19 protein-coding genes and 1 pseudogene are annotated in these 17,226 nt (G+C 46.6%); 19 read left to right on the top strand and 1 reads right to left on the bottom strand.

The genetic code is table 11. The features are described 5' to 3' along the window. Positions 1-13 precede the first annotated feature (13 nt). The 4 genes from dnaJ to mtaB are packed head-to-tail and all read left to right on the top strand — an operon-like array spanning position 14 to position 4,248. Positions 14-1,141, top strand: coding sequence for a molecular chaperone DnaJ (dnaJ, locus tag K3G25_RS05585; RefSeq protein ID WP_003152895.1), 1,128 nt, complete (start codon positions 14-16; stop codon positions 1,139-1,141). Positions 1,142-1,164: 23 nt separating this feature from the next. Beyond that, complete coding sequence (gene prmA / locus K3G25_RS05590) at positions 1,165-2,100, top strand: 50S ribosomal protein L11 methyltransferase (RefSeq protein ID WP_025649832.1); 936 nt, start codon at positions 1,165-1,167, stop codon at positions 2,098-2,100. A 22-nt stretch (positions 2,101-2,122) separates the two neighbouring features. Next, positions 2,123-2,893, top strand: coding sequence for a 16S rRNA (uracil(1498)-N(3))-methyltransferase (locus K3G25_RS05595; RefSeq protein ID WP_014418412.1), 771 nt, complete (start codon positions 2,123-2,125; stop codon positions 2,891-2,893). Beyond that, positions 2,893-4,248 (top strand): tRNA (N(6)-L-threonylcarbamoyladenosine(37)-C(2))-methylthiotransferase MtaB, encoded by a 1,356-nt coding sequence (gene mtaB, locus K3G25_RS05600; protein WP_014305444.1) that lies wholly within the window; start codon positions 2,893-2,895, stop codon positions 4,246-4,248. Before K3G25_RS05595 ends, mtaB begins: the two co-directional genes overlap by 1 nt. A gap of 37 nt (positions 4,249-4,285) precedes the next feature. Here mtaB and K3G25_RS05605 read toward each other — a convergent pair whose 3' ends face one another. Further along, entirely contained in the window at positions 4,286-5,212 is a 927-nt protein-coding gene (locus K3G25_RS05605; RefSeq protein ID WP_021494332.1) for a Na/Pi symporter, read from the bottom strand. A gap of 171 nt (positions 5,213-5,383) precedes the next feature. On the opposite strand from K3G25_RS05605, the gene rpsU reads away from it, so the two are divergent. The 15 genes and pseudogenes from rpsU to recO all read left to right on the top strand — a co-directional run bounded on the left by rpsU (position 5,384) and on the right by recO (position 17,004). Beyond that, positions 5,384-5,557, top strand: coding sequence for a 30S ribosomal protein S21 (gene rpsU, locus K3G25_RS05610; protein WP_003152957.1), 174 nt, complete (start codon positions 5,384-5,386; stop codon positions 5,555-5,557). Between the two features lie 14 nt (positions 5,558-5,571). Then, positions 5,572-6,018, top strand: coding sequence for a GatB/YqeY domain-containing protein (locus tag K3G25_RS05615; protein WP_007408278.1), 447 nt, complete (start codon positions 5,572-5,574; stop codon positions 6,016-6,018). A 122-nt stretch (positions 6,019-6,140) separates the two neighbouring features. Beyond that, a complete protein-coding gene (locus K3G25_RS05620) occupies positions 6,141-7,457 on the top strand; it encodes an NfeD family protein (protein ID WP_173613468.1) in 1,317 nt (438 codons plus the stop codon). A 24-nt stretch (positions 7,458-7,481) separates the two neighbouring features. Beyond that, the gene (gene floA, locus K3G25_RS05625) at positions 7,482-8,474 is read left to right on the top strand and encodes a flotillin-like protein FloA (RefSeq protein ID WP_014418409.1); all 993 of its coding nucleotides are present in this window, start codon (positions 7,482-7,484) and stop codon (positions 8,472-8,474) included. A 27-nt stretch (positions 8,475-8,501) separates the two neighbouring features. After that, on the top strand, positions 8,502-8,936 hold the full coding sequence (locus K3G25_RS05630) for a hypothetical protein (protein WP_014418408.1): 435 nt from the start codon (positions 8,502-8,504) through the stop codon (positions 8,934-8,936). Positions 8,937-8,992: 56 nt separating this feature from the next. Beyond that, on the top strand, positions 8,993-9,274 hold the full coding sequence (gene yqfC, locus K3G25_RS05635) for a sporulation protein YqfC (protein ID WP_003152966.1): 282 nt from the start codon (positions 8,993-8,995) through the stop codon (positions 9,272-9,274). Between the two features lie 17 nt (positions 9,275-9,291). Next, positions 9,292-10,516: pseudogene (gene yqfD / locus K3G25_RS05640) on the top strand (sporulation protein YqfD). Next, on the top strand, positions 10,480-11,439 hold the full coding sequence (locus tag K3G25_RS05645) for a PhoH family protein (RefSeq protein ID WP_072176714.1): 960 nt from the start codon (positions 10,480-10,482) through the stop codon (positions 11,437-11,439). Before yqfD ends, K3G25_RS05645 begins: the two are co-directional and overlap by 37 nt. Positions 11,440-11,519: 80 nt before the next feature. Then, entirely contained in the window at positions 11,520-13,652 is a 2,133-nt protein-coding gene (locus K3G25_RS05650; protein ID WP_053284931.1) for an HD family phosphohydrolase, read from the top strand. Further along, positions 13,653-14,126, top strand: coding sequence for an rRNA maturation RNase YbeY (gene ybeY, locus K3G25_RS05655; RefSeq protein ID WP_003152973.1), 474 nt, complete (start codon positions 13,653-13,655; stop codon positions 14,124-14,126). Next, positions 14,107-14,481: a diacylglycerol kinase family protein gene (locus K3G25_RS05660; protein WP_003152974.1), complete on the top strand. Its 375-nt coding sequence runs from the start codon at positions 14,107-14,109 to the stop codon at positions 14,479-14,481. The genes ybeY and K3G25_RS05660 overlap by 20 nt, the downstream gene beginning before the upstream one ends. Before the next feature lie 123 nt (positions 14,482-14,604). Next, positions 14,605-15,015 (top strand): cytidine deaminase, encoded by a 411-nt coding sequence (locus tag K3G25_RS05665; RefSeq protein WP_017418172.1) that lies wholly within the window; start codon positions 14,605-14,607, stop codon positions 15,013-15,015. Beyond that, on the top strand, positions 14,996-15,901 hold the full coding sequence (gene era / locus K3G25_RS05670; RefSeq protein WP_007408285.1) for a GTPase Era: 906 nt from the start codon (positions 14,996-14,998) through the stop codon (positions 15,899-15,901). Before K3G25_RS05665 ends, era begins: the two co-directional genes overlap by 20 nt. A 155-nt stretch (positions 15,902-16,056) precedes the next feature. Next, positions 16,057-16,200 carry a YqzL family protein gene (locus K3G25_RS05675; RefSeq protein ID WP_007408286.1) on the top strand — a complete coding sequence of 48 codons (144 nt, stop codon included), beginning with the start codon at positions 16,057-16,059 and terminating at the stop codon, positions 16,198-16,200. Positions 16,201-16,236: 36 nt separating this feature from the next. Continuing rightward, positions 16,237-17,004 (top strand): DNA repair protein RecO, encoded by a 768-nt coding sequence (gene recO, locus K3G25_RS05680; protein ID WP_007408287.1) that lies wholly within the window; start codon positions 16,237-16,239, stop codon positions 17,002-17,004. Positions 17,005-17,226: the final 222 nt, after the last annotated feature.

Here is a 17,226-nt window from a genome sequence, read left to right on the forward strand (position 1 = left end):
AGAGTGAAGCGAGATGAGTAAGCGTGATTACTATGAAGTGCTTGGGGTAAGTAAGAGCGCTTCAAAGGATGAAATCAAAAAAGCCTATCGGAAGCTTTCAAAAAAATATCATCCTGATATCAATAAAGAATCCGGAGCAGATGAAAAATTCAAAGAGGTAAAAGAAGCGTACGAAGCGCTCTCAGACGACCAAAAACGCGCTCAATATGACCAATTCGGCCATACAGACCCTAACCAGGGATTCGGCGGCGGTTTCGGAGGCGGCGGAGACTTCGGCGGCTTCGGTTTCGATGACATCTTCTCAAGCATCTTCGGAGGCGGCACGAGACGCCGTGACCCGAATGCGCCGCGGCAAGGCGCGGATCTGCAGTATACAATGACCCTGTCATTTGAAGACGCGGCTTTCGGAAAAGAAACGATCATTGAAATTCCGCGCGAAGAGAATTGCGAAACATGTAAAGGGTCTGGCGCGAAGCCGGGAACAAAGCCGGATACGTGCTCGCACTGCGGAGGTTCAGGCCAGCTGAACGTCGAACAGAACACGCCGTTTGGCAAAGTGGTTAACCGAAGAGTCTGCCACCACTGTGAAGGAACAGGAAAAATCATCAAAAACAAGTGTTCTGACTGCGGCGGCACGGGCAAAGTGAAAAAACGGAAAAAAATCAATGTCACGATTCCTGCCGGTGTGGACGACGGACAGCAGCTGCGCGTTCCGGGCCAAGGTGAACCGGGCGTAAACGGAGGGCCGGCGGGAGATCTGTTTGTCGTATTCCATGTGCGCGCCCACGAGTTCTTTGAGCGCGACGGAGACGATATTTATTGCGAAATGCCGTTAACGTTTGCCCAAGCGGCACTCGGAGACGAAGTGGAAGTGCCGACGCTTCACGGAAAAGTGAAATTGAAAATACCTGCCGGCACACAAACCGGCACGAAATTCAGATTAAGAGGCAAAGGCGTTCAGAACGTCCGGGGCTACGGACAAGGCGACCAGCACATTGTCGTCCGCGTCGTCACACCGACGAATCTGACAGATAAACAAAAAGACATCATCCGCGAATTCGCTGAAGTCAGCGGAAACCTGCCGGATGAACAAGAAATGAGTTTCTTTGACAAAGTAAAACGCGCATTTAAAGGCGAGTAATGATTGGATAGGAGTTGGTAGTTTTGAAATGGTCCGAAATCAGCATTCACACAACACATGAAGCGGTCGAACCCATCTCAAATATTTTGCATGAAGCTGGTGCGAGCGGGGTTGTCATCGAAGATCCGCTTGATTTAATGAAAGAGCGTGAGAATGTTTACGGGGAAATCTACCAGCTCGACCCCAATGATTACCCCGATGAGGGTGTCATTGTCAAAGCGTATCTGCCGATCAACAGTTTCCTCGGCGAAACGGTGGACGGCATTAAAGAGACGATTAACAATCTGCTTTTGTACGACATTGATTTGGGCAGAAACAAAATCACCATTTCTGAAGTTAATGAAGAAGAATGGGCGACAGCTTGGAAAAAGTATTATCATCCTGTGAAAATTTCTGAAAAGTTCACGATCGTTCCCACATGGGAAACGTATACACCTGTTCATACAGATGAACTGATTATCGAAATGGACCCGGGTATGGCATTCGGTACGGGAACGCATCCGACAACGGTTTTATGCATTCAGGCGCTTGAGCGTATCGTTCAAAAAGGCGACCGTATCATTGATGTCGGCACCGGTTCAGGAATTTTAAGCATCGCGGCCGCCATGCTTGAGGCCGAATCGGTTCATGCGTATGACCTTGATCCGGTCGCTGTTGAAAGCGCGCGTCTGAATCTGAAATTGAACAAAGTGAGTGATACGGCCGAAGTGAAGCAGAACAATTTGTTAGACGGCATCACGGGCGAACATGATGTCATTGTCGCAAATATTTTGGCGGAAGTGATTCTCCGCTTTACATCACAGGCGTACGACCTGCTCAAAGACGGAGGCCATTTTATTACTTCAGGCATTATCGGCCAGAAAAAACAGGAAGTAAAAGAAGCGTTGGAAAAAGCCGGCTTTACCATCATAGAAATTCTGTCTATGGAAGATTGGGTCAGCATCATCGCGAAAAAATAACAGTTAGTAGGTGTCACAGCGTATGCAACGATATTTTATCGAGCTCACGAAGCAGGAGATGGACGAAACTCCTGATTTTCAAATCACGGGGGAAGACGTCCACCATATAGCGAACGTCATGAGAATGAGTGCGGGAGACCGGATTATCTGCTGTTCGAAAGACGGCCATGAAGCGTTATGCCTGCTTAAAGAGGTTTCTAAAGATCATATATCATGCAGCATTGCTGAGTGGACGGGTGAAAACCGTGAACTGCCTTTGAAGATCAGGATCGCAAGCGGCCTCCCGAAAGGCGATAAGCTTGAATGGATTATCCAAAAAGGGACCGAGCTGGGGGCAAGTATGTTCATCCCTTTTCAAGGCGCCAGATCCGTCGTTAAGCTTGACGACAAAAAGGCAAAGAAAAAACGGGAGAGATGGGCGAAAATCGCGAAGGAAGCGGCGGAGCAATCGTACCGCAATGAAATTCCCGAAGTGAAAACCGTTTATACGTTCCGGCAGCTGCTTGAAATGGCGGAGAATGTCGATAAATGTGTCGTTGCATACGAGGAGTCATCAAAGCAGGGAGAAACGGGCGCTTTCGCCGCGGAGCTCAAAAGCCTTCCGCAAGGTTCGTCTCTTTTAATCGTATTCGGCCCTGAAGGCGGTCTGACTGAGTCTGAAGTTCATCAGCTTTCAGAAAAAGGCGCCGTCTTATGCGGCCTCGGACCGAGAATTTTACGGACTGAAACTGCGCCTCTTTACGCGTTAAGCGCAGTTTCCTATCATACAGAGTTATTAAGAGGTGATCAGTAATGGCAACTGTTGCTTTTCATACCCTTGGCTGCAAGGTCAACCATTATGAAACAGAAGCAATCTGGCAGCTGTTTAAAGATGCGGGTTATGAACGAAAAGAATTCGAACAGACAGCAGATGTATATGTCATTAATACATGTACGGTAACAAACACGGGAGATAAAAAAAGCCGTCAAGTCATCAGACGGGCGATCCGCCAAAATCCTGACGGCGTCATCTGCGTAACAGGGTGCTATGCGCAAACCTCTCCGGCAGAAATTATGGCCATCCCGGGTGTTGACATCGTCGTCGGCACGCAGGATCGTGAAAAAATGCTCGGTTACATTGAGCAGTACAGGGAAGAGCGCCAGCCGATCAACGGCGTCGGCAATATTATGAAAGCACGCGTGTTTGAAGAGCTGGATGTTCCCGCTTTTACTGACCGCACAAGAGCGTCGTTAAAAATCCAAGAGGGCTGCAACAACTTCTGTACGTTCTGCATTATCCCTTGGGCGCGCGGCCTGCTTCGTTCCCGCGATCCGGAAGAAGTCATTAAACAGGCGCAGCAGCTGGTGGATGCCGGCTATAAAGAAATCGTCCTGACGGGGATTCATACGGGCGGCTACGGCGAAGATATGAAAGATTATAATTTCGCCAAGCTTCTCCGCGAGCTTGATACACGTGTAGAAGGACTGAAGCGGATCAGAATTTCATCTATTGAAGCAAGCCAAATCACTGATGAAGTGATTGAAGTGCTGGATGCGTCTGATAAAATCGTCCGCCACCTTCATATCCCGATTCAGTCAGGATCAAACACCGTTCTGAAACGGATGAGACGCAAATATACGATGGAATTTTTCGCGGACCGTTTAAATAAGCTGAAAGAAGCGCTGCCGGGTCTGGCCGTCACATCTGATGTCATCGTCGGTTTCCCGGGTGAAACGGAAGAAGAATTTATGGAAACATACCGGTTCATTAAAGAACATAAGTTTTCAGAGCTTCACGTATTCCCTTACAGCAAACGCACCGGAACACCTGCGGCCAGAATGGAAGACCAGGTTGACGAGAACGTGAAAAACGAACGGGTGCATAAGCTGATCGCGCTGTCTGACCAGCTTGCAAAAGAATACGCCTCCGATTATGAAGGAGAGGTTCTGGAAATCATTCCGGAAGAGGCGTTTAAAGAGTCTGATGAAGACGGCATGTTCGTCGGCTATACGGACAATTACATGAAAGTCGTCTTCAAAGGCACGGAGGATGTAATCGGCAAACTTGTCAAAGTCAAAATTCAAAAAGCGGGCTATCCGTATAACGAAGGACAATTCGTCCGTGTCGTTGAGGATGAAATGACCCGGAACATGCGCATGTCTTCATAACAGATAAAAAAACCGGTGCCTTCCCGCATCGGTTTTTTTACGGTTTCGGAGGAATCAGCCTGTCAATCAGCCGGTAAAACAAATGTGTGAACGGCAGAAACAATAGGGCGGTGACTACGTTAAATAACAGGCTGAAATGCGCAATCATCTGCGCGGGATCATCAGACAGGCGCTCCGTAAAACCTGCTGATGCGGACAGGAAGGGAAATACGAGCAGCACGCCGAGAATATTAAACACAACGTGAGCACCGGCGGTCTGTCTGGCGGCATAACCGCCTGAAACAGCAGCCATGACGGCCGTGACGCATGTCCCGATATTAGATCCCAGAACGACGCTGACCGCTTGTTCAATGCCGATCACCCCTTCGTTCATAAAACTCATCAAAATGCCGATGCAGACGGAGCTTGAATGAATGATTGCCGTCAATATCATACCGATAAAAAGAGCGGACCAGCTCGAATCATTCACATGGCGCAAAACCTCCGCCCCCGCCTTCATTTCTGTCAGCGGAACGGCGAGCCGGCTGAAGCATGTGATGCAAAAAAAGATGATGCCGAGACCGAGGAAGCTTATGCCGATCTGCCTGAACGGATATTTACGGATGAGGATAAACACAAGGCCTCCGATAAAAAGCACCCAAATGAGCACATCCATCTTTATGGCTAAAAACTCCGTCGTAAACGTGGAGCCGACATTCGTGCCGAGAATCATCGGAATGGTCCGTTTAAAAGATAAAGCGCCTGCGCTGACAAAGCCGATGACAATGACCATGAAGGCTGAGCTGCTCTGAAGAAAACCAGTGAATACGATGCTTATGAGAAAAGCTTTCAAAGGGTGGTCGGTAAATAAGAGCAGGCTCTTCTCAATTTTTGAATACGTTAATGCGATCAGCCCCTGCCTGAGCAGGCTCATTCCGAGTAAAAAAATCAGGATAAGTGCGGTAAAGAGAATCAGTATCATCAAATGAAACACCCCTTTCCATCATTATATAGACAAGCAGCCTTATTCATGACGGAAAAGTGAGCTCGCTTAGTTGACCTGACTGATGGCTTATATTATAATGTCAAAGTACATGTTTATATATGTATCTTTTTAAAGGTAGTCGATTGGTGTATTCGGAGGGAGGGAAAGAGAATGTCAAAAACGGTCGTTAGAAAAAACGAATCGCTTGAAGATGCTCTTCGTCGCTTCAAACGCAGTGTATCAAAGACAGGTACTTTGCAAGAAGCAAGAAAGCGCGAATTTTATGAAAAACCTAGCGTAAAGCGCAAGAAAAAGTCAGAAGCTGCTAGAAAACGCAAATTCTAAAAGAGGGTGGATTTATGAGTCTTCTTGAGCGACTTAACCAAGATATGAAGCTGTATATGAAAAGCCGTGAGAAAGACAAACTGACTGTCGTTCGAATGGTGAAAGCTTCACTTCAAAACGAAGCAATTAAGCTTAAGAAAGACAGTTTGACCGAGGATGAGGAACTTACTGTCCTATCTCGTGAACTTAAGCAACGTAAAGACTCCCTCCATGAATTTTCAAACGCTAATCGTTTAGATTTAGTAGATAAAGTTCAAAAAGAGCTGGACATTTTAGAAGTTTATTTACCGAAGCAGCTTTCTGAAGAAGAGCTGCAGACAATCGTAAATGAAACCATCGCTGAAGTCGGTGCGAGCTCGAAAGCGGACATGGGCAAAGTGATGAGTGCTATTATGCCTAAAGTAAAAGGTAAAGCTGACGGCAGCGTAATTAACAGACTTGTCAGCAGTCAATTATCTTAATTGACAAGAAAAAAGACATCTTTCCTAGAGAGATGTCTTTTTTTATACATAAAAAAATGAAACTAAAGTACATTTGTTACGTATATAAAGAAGAACGAAACGGGAAGGAGGGTATATTTGCCTTGTTCCGAAAAAAAACCGGAATTGCTGTTGCTCTATTGGGCTTATTTGTATTATCTTTATTAGGGGTTCAATTGAACGCGAAAGCTGATCATCCATCGGTTTATGTCATCCAGGTTGAGAAAAATGTCGAACAGGGGCTCGCCTCGTTTTTATCGCGTTCTTTCAAAGAAGCGAAGGAGTCCGGCGCGTCACACATTATTCTTGACATCAATACACCGGGAGGCGCTGTTCAATCAGCCTTGGATATTGCGGATATCATCGGCCGCGCGGATGTGCCTGTTACCGCTTACGTTAATAAACGGGCGCTTTCTGCCGGAGCGTATATAGCGCTTCAGGCAGATGAAATCTATATGGCGCCGGGCGGAAAAATGGGTGCCGCAGCCATCATCGACGGAAAAGGAAACGCGGCAGACAAAAAGGCTCAATCACTGTGGCATGCAGAAATGGCGGACGCAGCGGTTAAAAACAACCGAAATCCGAAATATGCGCTGGCCATGGCAGATCCCGCCATCAATGCAAAGGAAGCGGGCGCCCCAAAGGGAAAACTGCTGACACTGACAGCTGAAAAAGCCAAGGAAGTCGGATATTCGGAGGGCACGGTTTCAGACCTTGATGCTTTATATACAAAGCTCGGTTTTGACAAAGCGGATGTTCACCATGCAAAAGAAGGTTTCGTCGGCAAACTGGGCAGATGGCTGACAAATCCGTTTGTTGTCCCCGTCTTATTAACGCTTGCTTTGCTTGGTTTGACCATTGAATTGTTCTCGCCGGGCCTCGGGATACCGGGTGCTGTCGGACTGACGGCCATGCTGCTGTTTTTTACCGGGCATATCGCTGCCGGATTCGCCGGCTATGACAGCGTATTCTTATTTTGCGCGGGCTTGGTTTTTATCCTTTTAGAGATATTTCTGCCCGGAGGCATAATCGGTCTTATCGGTATTGCAGGCGTCATAGCGAGCCTCTTTCTCGCTGCGGGCAGCTTTACTGTAATGGCGGTTTCTCTCTTGATCGCCTTTGCTGTATCTATTACAGCTTTTATCATATTAACAAGGGTGTTGGGGAAACGAATGAAATTCTTTAAAAAATTAATATTAACTGATTCAACAAGCACGGAGAGCGGTTATGTTTCAAATCAGAACCGGACGGAGCTGTTGGGAAAAGTCGGCATTACCGCTACAGCCCTCAGACCGTCAGGCACCGTCATTATTGATGATGAACGTCTGGATGTCGTCTCGGAAGGATCATTCACTGAAAAAGACAGACAGGTGAAAGTAGTGAAAGCGGAAGGCTCACGCATTGTCGTGAGAGAAATATAGATGATAACCTTGAGGAGGAATTAGATGGAACTGTCAAGTTTGGCGATTTTAGCATTAGTTGCTGCTGCCATTATTGTGTTAGCCATATTCTTCACCTTTGTACCGGTGATGCTATGGATTTCGGCGCTTGCGGCAGGAGTCAGAATCAGCATTTTCACTTTGGTCGGGATGAGGCTGCGGCGCGTCATACCAAGCCGCGTTGTCAATCCGTTAATTAAAGCGCATAAAGCCGGCCTATCCGCAACAACAAATCAGCTCGAAAGCCATTATCTGGCCGGAGGTAATGTCGACAGGGTGGTCAATGCCCTGATTGCGGCACAGCGCGCCAATATTGAACTGACATTTGAACGCTGCGCAGCCATTGACCTGGCCGGGCGTGACGTATTGGAAGCCGTACAGATGAGCGTCAATCCGAAGGTCATTGAAACACCGTTTATCGCGGGTGTCGCCATGGACGGAATTGAAGTAAAAGCAAAAGCCAGAATCACGGTAAGAGCCAATATTGAGCGCCTTGTCGGAGGAGCGGGAGAAGAGACGGTTGTCGCCCGTGTCGGAGAAGGGATTGTCTCGACAATCGGTTCTTCACACAATCATAAAAAAGTGCTTGAAAATCCTGATATGATTTCGCAGACCGTACTTGGCAAAGGGCTGGATTCAGGCACCGCGTTTGAAATTCTTTCGATTGACATCGCCGACGTTGATATCGGCAAAAACATCGGAGCGATTCTTCAGACGGATCAGGCAGAAGCAGACAAAAACATTGCGCAGGCCAAAGCCGAAGAGCGCCGCGCCATGGCGGTCGCCCAAGAGCAGGAAATGCGCGCTCGCGTAGAAGAAATGCGTGCAAAAGTCGTGGAAGCAGAAGCCGAAGTGCCGCTTGCGATGGCAGAAGCGTTGCGTGAAGGAAACATCGGCGTCATGGACTATATGAACATAAAAAATATCGACGCGGATACGGACATGAGGGATTCTATCGGCAAGCTGACGAATGACCAGCAAGATGAAGACCAACAATAACCTCTCTATTAAGGAGGGAGCCGCTATATGCACGAGATTCTGACAAATCCGCTCGTCATTGCCGCCGTCATCGGCATTATATCGGCAATATTCGGCAAGAAAAACAAAGATGAAAAACGTCCGCCGGGTACACGTCCCGGAAATCAGGCAAAAAAGCAGGATCAAAAACAGCCGCAGAAAGAGCATAAGCCGGAAGCGGAAGAATTGCCTGCCGTTTCAAAAGAGAACCCTTTTGAGCAAAAAAGAAGGGAAGCTGAAAAGCGCCTAGCGGAGACGGAGCAGATGTTTAACGGGCTTGAACATAAGCTGACATCCGCACGCGCACGAAACGCGTCTCTGAAGAAATCAGCCCTCAAAATAAATAAAGAAACTGCGGTCCAAGGTATTATATTCAGTGAGGTTTTGGGTCCGCCCCGTGCAAAAAAACCGCACCGAACCATGCGGAACATCGGTAAAAAATAAAGTGTTAGAACCCCTTTTCAAATCATACATATGAGATGAAAGGGGGTTCTTTTTTTATGGGGCAAAGAAAGAATCGTGTAAAGGCATGGCTGACAAGAGCATTGGAAATTCCCCCGGACGTTATGATGGATCTGCCTCGTATTACGATGGTCGGCAGACTTCATATCTACATAGAGAATCACAGAGGCCTCCTGCTGTTCAGCGAAGAAGAAGTCAGGCTGATGCTCAAGCAGGGGCAATGTATCATATCAGGAAAAAACTTGGTCATTAAGGCAATCCTTCCTGAAGAAATTCTTTTGGAAGGCACGATAGATCACGTACGATATGTCGATTCATAAAGCCGGGGGGAAATAATGTGAAAAACAAATGGCTGTCATTTTTTTCGGGTAAAGTCCAAGTAGAAGTCAAAGGAAAAGGGATTGAACGGCTGCTGAATGAATGCACGAGAAACGGAATCGCCATCTTTGCGGTGAAAAAAAAGCAAGACTGTGTCCTGCTGATGATTCAGCTTCAGGATGTACATGCTTTCAGAAGAGTCATCAGAAAACATGAATGCAAAGCAAGCTTTACAAAAAGAAAGGGTCTTCCCTTTCTGCTTCTCAAATCAAAATTAAACCTGGGCTTCACTGCGGGATTTGTGATATTTTTTGTTATATTATTTCTTTTGTCCAACATGATTTGGGAAATTGATATTAAAGGGGCCAAGCCCGAAACCGAGCATCAGATGGTAAAGCACCTTGAAGAAATCGGTGTGAAAAAAGGCCGTTTGCAATTTTTAATGATGACGCCGGAGAAAATTCAAAAATCATTAACAAACGGTATCGATAATATTACGTGGGTCGGTGTGGAATTGAACGGGACAGCCCTTCATATGAAAGTGGTCGAAAAAAACGAACCGACAAAAGAAAAGTACGTGAGCCCCCGCCATATCGTTGCCAAAAAGAAGGCGGTCATCAAAAGGATGTTCGTGCAAAAGGGGCAGCCGATGGCTTTTGTGAACGATCATGTTGACAAAGGACAGCTCCTCGTCTCAGGACTGATCGGAAATGAAGACCGGAAAGTCGCCTCAAAAGCGGAAATTTACGGAGAAACATGGTACAAGTCAGAAGTAACCGTGCCTCTTGAAACATCATTTACGCTATATACGGGTAAAGTAAGGACGAAGCACAAGCTGTCTTTCGGATCATGGGGCGTGCCTTTTTGGGGCTTTGAATTTAATGAGAAGCCGCTGAAACATCCGAAAACAGAGGAAGAAAAGCATCGGTTTCAATTTCTGGGGATGAAGCTTCCGGTTTCTTACGTTCAAGAACAGACAAGAGAAAGTGAAACATCCGTGCGGACTTATACGAAAGGCGAAGCGGTTCAGGCCGGTATCAAAATGGGAAGACAAGATGTAGAAAAGCGATTAAACGGCAGCGGAGAGGTGGAAAGTGAAAAAGTTTTGCACCAATCCGTTGAGAATGGTAAAGTAAAGTTGATTATTCTCTACCAAGTTATAGAAGATATCGTTCAAACCACACCTATTGTTCAGGGAGACTAAAGAATGGCAGAACATTTACTTGCGATTAATCACAAACTGAAAAGCCCGGACGAAGCACTTTCTTTGTTCGGCACCCAAGATGCTTTTTTACATTTAATGGAGAAGGATCTGGGCATTAGCCTCATCACACGCGGTGAAACCATTTACGTTTCCGGGAATGATGAAACATTTGAGATCGCTGACAGATTATTGGGCTCGCTCCTTACTTTAATTCGCAAGGGGATCGAGATTTCGGAACGTGATGTGCTGTATGCCGTGAAAATGGCAAAAAAAGATGAACTGGACTATTTTGAAAGCATGTATGAAGAGGAAATAACGAAAACGGCAAAAGGCAAACCGATCCGTGTCAAAACCATCGGCCAAAGAGAATATGTGGCGGCGATGAAGAAAAACGACATGGTGTTCGGCATCGGGCCGGCGGGAACCGGCAAAACTTATTTGGCGGTCGTAAAAGCGGTGCACGCTTTAAAAAACGGCCACATTAAAAAAATCATTTTAACAAGACCCGCTGTGGAAGCCGGCGAGAGCCTCGGCTTTCTGCCCGGAGATTTAAAGGAAAAAGTAGATCCTTATCTGCGCCCGCTGTATGACGCGCTCCATGATGTGCTCGGAAGCGACCATACGGAGCGTCTTATGGAAAGAGGGGTTATCGAAATCGCCCCGCTTGCCTATATGAGAGGGCGGACGCTTGACGACGCGTATGTGATTCTTGATGAAGCCCAGAATACCACTCCCGCTCAAATGAAAATGTTTTTGACGAGATTGGGTTTTGGCTCTAAAATGATCATTACGGGCGACGTAAGCCAAATTGACCTGCCGAAAGGCGTCACATCGGGACTTGCAGTAGCGAAGGACATGCTGAAGGACGTAAACGGCATCTCCGTGATTGAACTTGACCAGACAGATGTGGTCAGGCATCCGCTTGTTGCAAAAATTATTGAAGCTTATGATAAGCAAAAGTAATGCAAAAATGACCCGATCTCCCGTTATCGGGTCATTTTTATATGATGTGTTCCTGATGTTTCAGGGAGGAGGTTCTTGTTTTGAAAAAGAAGGGAAAGGGCAAAAGCGCCCGGGAACGGTTCCGCAGTTTCAGACATGCCCGCTCAGCCCATGTGCTGCTGTACCTGCTGCTTTCAGCGATCATGTTTGGTTTGCTCTTTATTCATGTAAAACCTGAATCACTTAATTTGGATTTGTTTTCAGTCAGTGATAAGACGATTTACGCGCCCGCCACAGTGGAAGATCAGCAGGCGACGGAATCGAAAAAGCAGGCGGCCGAAGATGCGGTGGAAGATCAATACACTTTGAAAAAAGGCTATACCGACAACCGGCTTGACCTGATCACTTCCATTTTTGACAGCATCGGCGAAGTGAAAAAAGATGCGGAAAAAGACAAAAAGTCACCTTCGGAAAAATCACTGGTAAAATCGGTGAAAAACAAGCTGACACAGGATGTCAATGAATCCGTCTCGGAAGATGCCATTAAATCGCTTCTCCATGCAAACAATGAAGATTTCTCATTTGTGAGGGATTCCGTCATTACCGCGGTGAATACGGTGATGAGCAGTGAAATTCCTTCTGAAAAGCTTGCCGAAGCGAAGGATAAGGTCGCAAAAGAGCTGAAAAGCGCTTCTGTGCCGTCAAAATATTTAGCGGCTGCGACTGAAATCGGAAAATACGCGGTCATCCCGAATTATGTATTTGATCCGAAAGCGACGGATGAAAAACGCCAGGAAGCGTCAGACAGCGTCCAGCCGGTACAGATCAAACAAGGACAGGTTCTCGTGGAAGAGAATGATCTGATCGACCGGGAAGTATACAGGAAGCTCGAACTGACGGGGCTTTTGAATAATTCCAACCTGTTAAAACCGATCAGCGGTCTCCTTCTGATGATCGGGCTGTTTATTGCCACGCTTGTCTACTATTTTGAGAAACAGCAGCAGGAGCTTAAGCTGAAAAATAAATCTCTTTTGCTGTTTTCTATCATTACAACGCTTATTCTCGTCATTATGGAAGTCGTCAGTCTCTTTCAGAAGATTGAATACACCAATATCGGCTATCTTGTGCCGATCGCCGCCGGCGCGATTTTAATCAGGCTGCTGCTCAATGAAAGGCTCGCCATTTTAGGAAGCATCATTCTGGCGATCTGCGGCAGTATGATGTTTAATCAGGGTGTGACGGGAACATTTAATTACGTCATCGGCATTTACTATTTAATCAGCAGCATTTCAGGCATTCTGTTTTTGGGAAAACATAATGCGAGATCAAAAATATTGCAGGCGGGACTGTTCGTCTCATTTATTAATATGATTATCGTGCTGTCGCTTTTATTAATACAAAATACGGCGCTGTCACCGGTTGAAATCGGAACGCTGATGCTGATGGGGGCCGTCTCGGGACTTGCTTCATCCGTTCTGATTATCGGTCTGATGCCGTTTTTTGAGACGGGATTCGGCATTCTTTCAACGATGAGGCTGATTGAACTGTCTAATCCGAATCATCCCCTGCTTCGAAAGATTTTAACGGAAACACCCGGTACATATCATCACAGCGTCATGGTGGCAAATCTGTCGGAAGCGGCTTGTGAAGCCGTAGGGGCAAACGGTCTTTTAGCACGGGTCGGAGCGTATTATCACGATCTCGGCAAAACGAAACGTCCGCAATATTTTATTGAAAATCAGATGAATATGGATAATCCGCATGACAAGCTGTCTCCGCAGCTCAGCAAAAATATCATTATCGCACATACGACAGACGGTGCGAATATGCTCAGAAGCTATAAGTTTCCGAAAGAGCTTGTGGATATCGCGGAGCAGCATCACGGAACGTCCCTTTTGAAATTCTTTTATTATAAAGCGAAAGAAAAGGGCGACCAGATTACAGAGAAAGAGTTCCGCTACCCGGGGCCGAAGCCGCAATCGAAAGAAGCGGCTATTATCTCAGTGGCCGACAGCGTTGAAGCCGCCGTCCGTTCCATGCATAATCCCAATCCCGAGCGGATCGAAAAACTGGTGCGGGGAATTATATCCGATAAGCTTCAGGACGGACAATTCTCAGAATGTGATCTCACGTTCCGAGAACTGGATACGATCGCAAAAACACTATGTGCGACGTTAAAAGGAATTTTCCACTCCCGGATTGAATATCCGGAGGCTACGAAGAAGGTGAAATAAATGGGTTTACTCATAGATATTGTTGATGAAACGAACAGCGTCTCAGCTGATGCGCTCCAAGAAGTGGAGAAGCTGCTCCAATTCGCGGCGGAAAAAGAAGGCGTTCAGGATCAGGCTGAAGTATCGGTCACGATTGTGACAAATGAAGAAATCAGAGAAATCAACAGAGACTACCGGGGAAAAGACACTCCGACTGACGTCATTTCGTTTGCGCTTGAAGAAGAAGGCGAGGACGAGGTTGAAATCGTAGGCGCCGACATGCCGCCTGTTTTAGGAGATATTATCATCAGCGCAGACAGAACGAAAGAGCAGGCGGAAGAGTACGGCCATTCGTTTATGAGAGAGCTCGGTTTTCTGGCCGTCCACGGCTTTTTGCATTTGCTTGGCTATGATCACATGACAAAAGAAGAAGAGGAAGAAATGTTTTCAAAGCAAAAGGATTTGCTGGATGAGTATGGACTCACGAGATCATAAAAACGAGTGGAGCAGGTTCCTGAAGAGCTTTGTCCATGCATGGAGGGGAATCTGGAAAACGGCGCGGTCAGAGCGGAATTTTCAATTTCATATTACCGCGGCCTGCGCCGTTATCGTTTGCGGTTTTCTCACCGGGCTGAGCACAGCCGAATGGGCCGTTGTTTTGGTGCTGATCGGAGGGATGCTTGCTTTGGAGCTTTTAAATACGGCGATAGAGCATGTTGTGGATTTAGTTACCGATCAGTATCACCCGCTCGCAAAAGCGGCAAAGGACGCGGCCGCCGGAGCCGTTTGCGTCTTTGCCGTGATATCGTGTATCATTGGTTTACTCATCTTCTTGCCGAAGATATGTTAGCAGAAGATTCTTACAATTATTTTACATTGCCAAAAATGGGCGTGAAAAACCAATCATAATTATGTAAAATAAAAGTGACAGCGGTATCATACAGGATAAAGGTAAGAGAGGAATTAAGTACACATGAACAGACAAGAATTGATTGCAGAAGCATTAAAAGCGCGGGACACAGCGTATGTGCCGTATTCAAATTTCAGAGTGGGAGCCGCTCTTCTTACCAAAGACGGAAAAGTGTACAGAGGCTGCAACATTGAAAATGCGGCATACAGCATGTGCAACTGTGCTGAACGCACGGCGATATTCAAAGCTGTTTCCGAGGGGGATACGGAATTTACGATGCTCGCCGTGGCTGCGGATACTCCGGGACCGGTTTCGCCGTGCGGAGCCTGCAGACAAGTAATTTCCGAGCTGTGCTCAAAGGATATGCTTGTTATTCTGACCAACTTACAAGGACAAATAAAAGAAATGACTGCGGAAGAATTATTGCCGGGCGCATTTTCATCGGAGGATTTACATGACGAACGAAAGCTTTAAATCAGGATTTGTATCTATCATCGGAAGGCCGAATGTAGGAAAGTCTACCTTTTTAAACAGGGTCATCGGTCAAAAGATCGCCATCATGAGCGACAAACCCCAGACGACAAGAAATAAAGTCCAAGGGGTGCTGACAACCGGCACGTCGCAGACCATTTTTATTGATACACCGGGCATTCACAAACCAAAGCACAAGCTTGGCGACTTTATGATGAAAGTGGCGCAGAATACGCTGAAAGAAGTTGACTTGGTGTTATTTATGATTAACGCCGAAGAAGGGTACGGAAAAGGCGACGAGTTTATCATTGAAAAGCTCGGACAGACGTCCACGCCGGTCTTTCTGATCGTAAACAAAATTGATAAGATCCACCCTGACCAGCTGCTTCTTTTAATTGATGAGTACCGTACGCGCTATCCGTTTAAGGAAATCGTGCCGATCTCAGCTTTGGAAGGGAACAACGTCGAAACCCTTCTCGCGCAGATTGAAGCGTATTTACCGGAAGGGCCTCAGTTCTATCCGAGCGATCAGGTGACTGACCATCCCGAGCGGTTCATTATTTCTGAACTGATCAGGGAAAAGGTGCTCCATCTGACAAGGGAAGAAGTGCCGCACAGCATCGCTGTCGCTATCGAGTCCATTAAAGGGCAGGAAAACGGCTCCGTCCATGTCGCCGCCACGATTGTGGTCGAGCGGGATTCTCAAAAAGGCATCGTCATCGGCAAAAAAGGAGCGCTTCTGAAAGAAGTCGGCAAAAGAGCGCGGGCTGATATTGAAGCTCTTTTGGGTTCGCGCGTTTACTTGGAATTATGGGTGAAAGTGCAGAAGGACTGGCGGAATAAAATGTCTCAGCTGCGTGATTTCGGCTTCAAAGAGGATGAATATTAATTCATCTAAGGCGCATGCCTGAGGTGTGAGATTACCTCACAGAAGCAGGGATTCGTTAGCAAAATTTGTTTAACATGAAAAGGAGGACATCAGGTCAAGATAAGGGTAAGAATTTGGATTGCAAAGCTAGTTTAATGATGAAAGGTGGGTTTTTTGTGTTGAATTTTACCTGGAACGTATTTTCTCAAACAGGAAGTGTTGATACGTACCTTCTTTTTAAAGAACTGGAAAAAGAGAACCTGGAAAGACCCGAAGAACCGGAAGATGAGCTAGCCCGAATTGATTTTCCAATTTTGTAAACCTCTTGGCCCCTCCCGTTGTTGGAAGGTGCGGAAATGCTGACTAAATGTGAAGGAATCGTGCTCCGTACGAATGACTACGGGGAGACGAATAAAATCGTGACATTGCTGACGAGGGAACACGGCAAAATCGGCGTCATGGCAAGGGGCGCCAGGAAGTCAGCCAGCCGGCTGTCAGCAGTCAGCCAGCCGTTTTTGTACGGGTCATTTTTAATGCAAAGAACATCCGGACTCGGCACGCTCCAGCAGGGTGAAATGATTCTCAGCATGAGAACGATCAGAGAAGATTTATTTTTGACGGCGTATGCCGCTTTTATCGCTGAACTCACTGACAAAGGAACGGAAGAGAAGAAACCGAACCCCTATTTATTCGAATTGATTCTCGAATCCTTTAAGAGGCTGAATGACGGGACTGACCCGGACGTGATCACCTTCATCGTGCAGATGAAAATGCTCGGCGTCATGGGGCTGTATCCGGAGCTGAATCATTGTGTCCACTGCAAAAGCGGGGAAGGGACGTTTCATTTTTCGATAAGAGATAACGGGTTTATCTGCCACCGCTGCTTTGAAAAGGATCCGTACAGAGTTCCGATTTCGCCGCAAACGGCAAGGCTGCTAAGGCTTTTTTATTACTTTGATATCGGAAGGCTCGGCAGCGTCTCGTTAAAACAGGAAACCAAAAACGAAATTAAACGGGTCATTGATCTGTATTACGAGGAATACTCAGGACTTTATTTAAAGTCAAAACGGTTTTTAGATCAGATGGAAAGCATGAAGAACCTTTTGGATGAAAACAAAAGTTGACATTCTGCCCATCTTTTTATATGATCATTTATTATAAAATATGTTGCAGTGACAGAAAGAAGTACTTGCGTCCAACTCATACAAGCGACCTTAGGGCAGTGTAAGCTAAGGATGAGCGCGCAACGAAAGGCATTCTCGAGCAACCCTTTAAAAAGAGGCTGAGTGATTCACATCCTCAGCAACTAGGGTGGAACCGCGGGAGAACTCTCGTCCCTATGTTTG

The sequence above is a fragment of the Bacillus sp. FCW2 genome (assembly GCF_021228595.1).
GTDB lineage: Bacteria > Bacillota > Bacilli > Bacillales > Bacillaceae > Bacillus > Bacillus velezensis.